The organism is bacterium (assembly GCA_024228115.1).
Lineage (GTDB): Bacteria > Myxococcota_A > UBA9160 > UBA9160 > UBA6930.
Genome location: JAAETT010000060.1, coordinates 1 through 4,891 on the forward strand (window position 1 = coordinate 1; position 4,891 = coordinate 4,891).

Here is a 4,891-nt window from a genome sequence, read left to right on the forward strand (position 1 = left end):
CGGTCGAGCCGGGAGGGCGTTCGCCCTGGGTCAAGGACCTTTCGACCCGGAAGATCTGAATCGGAATCCGGAACGGCGGGCTGCGTCGCCCCCCGGCCAAATGATCAGATTTCTACGCTTCTGAGTGAGCGTCTACAGCCAAGGCCCAGGCTGGCAGCATCGAGGCCGTGGAGCAGGCGAAGGTGAAGGCGGAGCAGGACCGAATGGAGATCTACAGAGACTTCCCCACCCCGCGCCTGCTCGGGCTTGCAGCTCAGAGGCTTGCCGGGAAGCTCCAGAAGATCGAACACCTGAACTTGACGCCCGACCTGATGGGCGGCCTTCTTACCAATCTCGTTCAGGCGGGTACGGAGCACCTGGAGAGAGAGGGTGGGAAGAACTGATGGCTGGTCCCGTCCCGCGCGTGGTTGTCGTTACCAGAAGCACTCCCTATCAGGCGCTGCTGGAGCGCCATGCCACGCGCGGGCAGGCGAAATTCTTCCTGGAAACTCGGGGAGAAGACATCGAGGTGCTCGAGGCCGGACACCAGCGCTTTCAAGAGGCTCTCGGGTTCGTGCTCCAGTCGATCCCCTCGAAGTGGCGGCGGGCGCAAGTTGATCGCCCCGACTTGGACCGCTTTCTCTTCGAGCCGGAAGACATCATCGCGGCCGTCGGGCAGGATGGGCTCGTCGCCAACGTTGCGAAGTACCTGGATGGGCAGGCAGTCATCGGGATCAATCCGTTACCAGACGAGTACGACGGCGTTCTAGTTCCTCACCCGGCTGAGGCTGCACGGGACCTCATTGTGGGAGTTGCCCACGGTACGGTTGAGCTCGAGAACCGGACGATGGCTGAGGCGAAGCTCGACGATGGGCAGCGGCTCTTGGCTCTCAATGAGGTCTTCATTGGGCACCGCACTCACCAGTCAGCCCGCTACCGGCTTGCAGTAGCCGGAGACGAAGAGAGGCATTCGTCCTCGGGGTTGATCGTATCGACCGGAACCGGAGCTACGGGGTGGGCCCGATCGATCAACCTATCGAGAGGCAACATTCTCGACCTGCCAAATCCCGAGGACAGACGGCTCGCGTTCTTCGCTCGGGAGGCGTTCCCGAGTGTTGCGACCGGAACCGAGGTTACCAGTGGCCTGATCGAGCGGGGCAACGCGCTGGCGGTCGTCTCGGAGATGAACGAAGGCGGGGTCATCTTTGGAGATGGGATCGAGGACGATCATCTCGACTTCGCCTGGAGCCAGACCGCCAAGGTCCAGGTTTCCGCTACAAGTCTCTCGCTGGTGCGCCCTTAAACCGGCCGAGGGACCCGCCGCCAGTACCGCTCCACTCCTACCGCGACTCTTCTCCTCCCTGGTTAGTTCTATAGGGAAGGCGATTTCACGTCCGTGACGACGTTTGCGCTGCTCGGGCTCGATTCCGTGCCTCGCCCAGGGGCTGTCGCACTGCGACGGAGCATTTTCTCGTGGCCAATAGGAATTGGGCTAGGAAGCTTGGCCGTGCCCAAGTCACTGAAATCATGGAGCCAACGAGCGGATTTGAACCGCTGACCTGCTGATTGCGAAACCGCTCAGCGTTGTTCGGACCCGTGTCGGTGAGTGCCAATTTGTGAGGAATACCAGGTGCTTGGCGGAACTCGAGGTCCACCGGTTTCGGTCTGGTACGGGCGAGTTGTGCTCAGTTGGCACACCAATCGGCACACAGCTGGGAGGGTAGGCACCGGACGCTACGGGCCTAGATGCTTCAGCGAGTGATACCATCGAACCGGAGAAGACCGGCGCGCGTCTCTACTGCGACACCTTTCCGCCGAGGATTCAGCTCGGTGCAGGACGTGTTCCGGTTCAACGGCTGCCCTACCTCTCAGAGCATGTCGAGGAAGCTCCCAACGGGTGCAACCCACTGGCGGAGCTGTCGCACTCTGCCCCGCCGCAGGGATGGATGGGGTCGGTTGAGGCCGCGGGCCTCAGGTGCAACCACCACCCAACGCCGGAGGGCGCGAGCACCTTCAGAAAAGTGCGCGGCCGGACGAACAACAGGGGGGAGGTCGAACCATGCTTCTCTCAGAGGGCACCAAGCTCTTGATCTGTCACCGTCGGCTCTTTGCCGACGACCATCTGCGCTTCTTCTTCGGAGTCGTCGAGATGTACTCCGATGGGATCGTCAAGGTTTCGGGCTACTCGTGGGCACGTGATCAGATCAGCGGTTTCCAGCGGAAGTCCGGTCGCCGCACGAAACTGGTCGCCGTATCTTCCGGGACCCTGATCGTCTACGAGATTCCCAGCGACGTCGATCTCGAAGCCGTTCGGATCGAGCAGCCGGACATCCACCGGGTGATCGCGACGGACGGAGCGGCCTTCCAGATGGATCTCGCAGAACGCCCGTAGCGGTCGCCAGTACCTCGCGACCCGAAGGCCACGAGATTCGAGCAGATCGACGATCTGCGCCGCACCTCCGGAAGGAATGGCGTAGGCCGGGATGAAGAGGAAGTCGCCCCAACGCCCGATCAGCGCCAGGCTTCCCTCGAACAGTTCCGCGCGTCTGAACGCTTCGAGCGGCATGGAGTCCTGGCCCCGCTCGGAGTCGACGGAGAGGTCTGCGTCGCCGAACGAGAGGACGCTGCGCTCGTGGATGAGCTTCGTCAGGGGATAGGAATTCCCTGTTGGAACTCCTATCCCGGGTCCGGGCTTTCGTCAGACTGCGGTCGAATTTCTGTCGAAGCCCTCAGCGGGGTCGCTGGATCTCCCCCGTCATCGGGACGAAGCGCACGGGAAAGATCACCTCGCGCTCGACGCCCGTTTCGCTCTTCGTAAGCACGACGAGTTGTTGGTTCCAGCGGCCGACGGGGACGACCAGGCGTCCGCCGACCACGAGTTGCTCGATCAGAGGCTCGGGCACCTCGGGCGGCGCGGCGGTGACGAGGATGGCGTCGAATGGGGCGGCGTCGGGCCAGCCCTGATAGCCGTCGCCCTCGCGCAGTTGAATCTCGCCATAGCCGAGACGCGGAAGCAGCGTCCGTGCATGTTGGGCCAGTTCAGGGACGATCTCGATGCTGAAGACCTCTCCCGCCACTTCCTGGAGCACGGCCGCCTGGTAGCCCGACCCCGTTCCGACTTCGAGCACTCGGGAAGTCGCGTCGAGCTTCGCAAGCTCGGTCATGATCGCGACGATGTAGGGCTGACTGATGGTCTGCTGTTCCCCGATCGGAAGCGGGCCATCGGTGTAGGCGGCGTCGCGCTGGCGTTCTGGGACGAATTCGTGGCGGGGCACGCTGCGCATGGCCTCGAGCACCCGCACATCCTGGACGCCGCGTGCGACGAGTTGCTGGTCCACCATCCTTTCGCGCGCCTCGACGTAGCGCGTTTCCGAAGGCCGCCGGTCGCTCTGCGTTGTGGTGTTCTCGGGCAGGTTCAACGCTTCATCGTCGCAGGCCGCCGGCGAAGTTGCGGCGAGCCAGGGCACGAGCAGGGCTGCAAACTTTCGCTGCCTCGCTCGAGCTCGAGGTGTCGATCGCGAATTCCCTCGCATGGGCAATCTGACTCCAACGTTCCGCCATGGCTTGCGGTAGCACACATGGAAAGCCAGAAGGTACCCATCCAAGTGGGGGAGCTCTCCGCGAACCAGGACCGGAAGCCCGAACCTATCCGAACCAGTCCCGGCGATGGGGTGAGCGAGAGCGGTCACGCAATCCGCAACTCCGCCACCTAGCAGCGGAATCGCTGGAGCCAACGAGCGGATTTGAACCGCTGACCTGCTGATTACGAATCAGCTGCTCTACCAGCTGAGCTACGTTGGCTCGGCGGTGCGGCGTCGCGGGCTTCTGGTGGGCTCGCGGCCTGGGTGCACCGTGGCGATTCAGGGTAACGAGGGGCCCGGGGGGCCGCCATTGGGCCCGGGTCGCGATCGAGGAGGCTCGAGGTGCTGACGACGCTTTCCCGGGATACACCGGCGGACGAGATCCTGGCGGTGCTGGATCGGGACGGTGGGGTCATCCTCGAGGGGCTGCTCTCTGGAGCGCAGGCGGATTGGCTGCGGGGGGATTTCGAGCCCCACCTCGGGGCGGTCGAGTGGTCGAATGCCGGCGGGGCGGAGCCGAAAGAGTTTTTCGGGTTGAGGACGAAGCGGCTTCATGGCTTGCTGGCGCGTTCCTCGGCCTACGGGGAGTTGATCGCCGATCCCCTGTTGGTGGGGTTGGCGCGGCAGCGCCTGGCTGGGCGTTGCCGGACGATTCGGATCAGTACCGGGGAGTTGATGGCGCTCGGGGAGGGTGAATCGGTCCAGGAGCTGCACCGGGATGCGGATTCATGGCCGTTCGTGCCGGCGCCGCGGCCACCGGTGCTGTTCAGTGCGAATGTGGCCCTGACGGAATTCACGGCCGAGAACGGTGCGACGGTGGTCGTGCCGGGCAGCCATCACTGGCCGAAGGAACGCAAGCCCGAGAAGAGCGAGGAGACCCAGGCGGTGATGGCCAAGGGGTCGGCCCTGCTCTACGACGGGGACGTGATCCACGGGGGCGGGGCGAACCGTACACCGGGGATCCGCATCGGTTGTTATGTCGGCTATCTGGTGAGTTGGCTACGGCCGCTCGAGGATCACCATGTGACGACCGGGGTCGAGGTCGCCGAGAAGGCGTCGCCTGAGGTTCAACGGCTGCTGGGTTTTTCCGACGAAGGCTGGCAGGTCATCCCCTAGGCCCGCCTACAGCGAACACCCCGTCCCCGCTGGTTGACTTTCCTTGGGAGGGGAGGGGATGCGCGTTCTTGCCTGGGCCTTGATCCTCATCCAGGCCCCCTCCTGAACCCACTCGGCCATCGAGTAGGTTGGATGCACATAACACAGAGCATCCGCTCAGAAGGAGACCCGATGAGATTCTACACGAACAGCCATATGCACTCCTGCGGGATCGA

Annotated in this window: 5 protein-coding genes and 1 tRNA gene; 4 read left to right on the forward strand and 2 right to left on the reverse strand. The window is 63.7% G+C overall.

Annotated elements, in window-relative coordinates:
• Positions 1 to 203 precede the first annotated feature (203 nt).
• The 3 genes from GY937_03240 (at position 204) to GY937_03250 (ending at position 2,371) form a co-directional block, all read left to right on the forward strand.
• On the forward strand, positions 204 to 383 hold the full coding sequence (locus tag GY937_03240) for a hypothetical protein (GenBank protein ID MCP5055723.1): 180 nt from the start codon (positions 204 to 206) through the stop codon (positions 381 to 383).
• Positions 383 to 1,282: a hypothetical protein gene (locus GY937_03245; GenBank protein ID MCP5055724.1), complete on the forward strand. Its 900-nt coding sequence runs from the start codon at positions 383 to 385 to the stop codon at positions 1,280 to 1,282. The genes GY937_03240 and GY937_03245 overlap by 1 nt, the downstream gene beginning before the upstream one ends.
• A gap of 756 nt (positions 1,283 to 2,038) precedes the next feature.
• Positions 2,039 to 2,371 carry a hypothetical protein gene (locus GY937_03250; protein MCP5055725.1) on the forward strand — a complete coding sequence of 111 codons (333 nt, stop codon included), beginning with the start codon at positions 2,039 to 2,041 and terminating at the stop codon, positions 2,369 to 2,371.
• A gap of 337 nt (positions 2,372 to 2,708) precedes the next feature.
• Here GY937_03250 and GY937_03255 read toward each other — a convergent pair whose 3' ends face one another.
• Positions 2,709 to 3,320, reverse strand: a complete 612-nt coding sequence (locus tag GY937_03255) for a protein-L-isoaspartate(D-aspartate) O-methyltransferase (GenBank protein MCP5055726.1) — start codon at positions 3,318 to 3,320, stop codon at positions 2,709 to 2,711.
• Between the two features lie 384 nt (positions 3,321 to 3,704).
• Positions 3,705 to 3,780: transfer RNA gene (locus tag GY937_03260), tRNA-Thr, on the reverse strand.
• Positions 3,781 to 3,902: 122 nt separating this feature from the next.
• Between GY937_03260 and GY937_03265 the strand changes: the two genes are divergently transcribed.
• Positions 3,903 to 4,676 carry a phytanoyl-CoA dioxygenase family protein gene (locus tag GY937_03265; GenBank protein MCP5055727.1) on the forward strand — a complete coding sequence of 258 codons (774 nt, stop codon included), beginning with the start codon at positions 3,903 to 3,905 and terminating at the stop codon, positions 4,674 to 4,676.
• Positions 4,677 to 4,891: the final 215 nt, after the last annotated feature.

Coding starts and splice junctions, on each gene's coding strand:
- GY937_03240 (MCP5055723.1), top strand. CDS start 204: ATGGAGATCTACAGAGACTTCCCCACCCCGCGCCTGCTCGGGCTTGCA.
- GY937_03250 (MCP5055725.1), top strand. CDS start 2,039: ATGCTTCTCTCAGAGGGCACCAAGCTCTTGATCTGTCACCGTCGGCTC.
- GY937_03255 (MCP5055726.1), bottom strand. CDS start 3,320: ATGGTGGACCAGCAACTCGTCGCACGCGGCGTCCAGGATGTGCGGGTG.
- GY937_03245 (MCP5055724.1), top strand. CDS start 383: ATGGCTGGTCCCGTCCCGCGCGTGGTTGTCGTTACCAGAAGCACTCCC.